A 470-nucleotide genomic window follows, 5' to 3' on the forward strand; every position below is an offset into this window, starting at 1 on the left:
GATCAAAGTGCAGGATCGTGTGGCAGCGTGGCAGGGGCCGCTGCAACGGCATCAGGAAAGGCTGCCGGAACAGTCGAGACGCTTGCTGGTGGTGCAGTTCGGCGGTGCCGCCGGCACACTGGAAAAACTAGGCGACAAAGGAAAGGCAGTGCGCGCAGCCCTGGCCGTCAGGCTTGGTCTTGGCGACGCACCGCAATGGCAGAACCAGCGCGACGCTCTCGCCGATTTTGCCGGTTGGTTATCGCTGCTGACCGGCAGCCTCGGCAAATTCGGCCAGGACATCGCTCTGCTGGCGCAAGGTGGAACCGAAATCAAACTTTCCGGCGGTGGCGGCTCGTCTACCATGCCTCACAAGCAGAACCCGGTGAAGGCCGAAGCGCTGGTGGCGCTTGCCCGCTTCAACGCCACGCAGCTTGCCGGCCTGCATCACGCGCTCGTGCATGAGCAGGAGCGGTCGGGTGCTGCATGGA

The 470-nt window shown here is 63.8% G+C and carries 1 protein-coding gene; it reads left to right on the forward strand.

All coding sequences use genetic code 11. The features are described from left to right. A partial coding sequence (locus EN750_RS38595; protein WP_245482962.1) for a lyase family protein occupies window positions 1–470 on the forward strand: 470 nt, incomplete at both ends.

Source organism: Mesorhizobium sp. M7A.F.Ca.ET.027.03.2.1 (genome assembly GCF_003999175.1).
Taxonomy (GTDB): domain Bacteria; phylum Pseudomonadota; class Alphaproteobacteria; order Rhizobiales; family Rhizobiaceae; genus Mesorhizobium.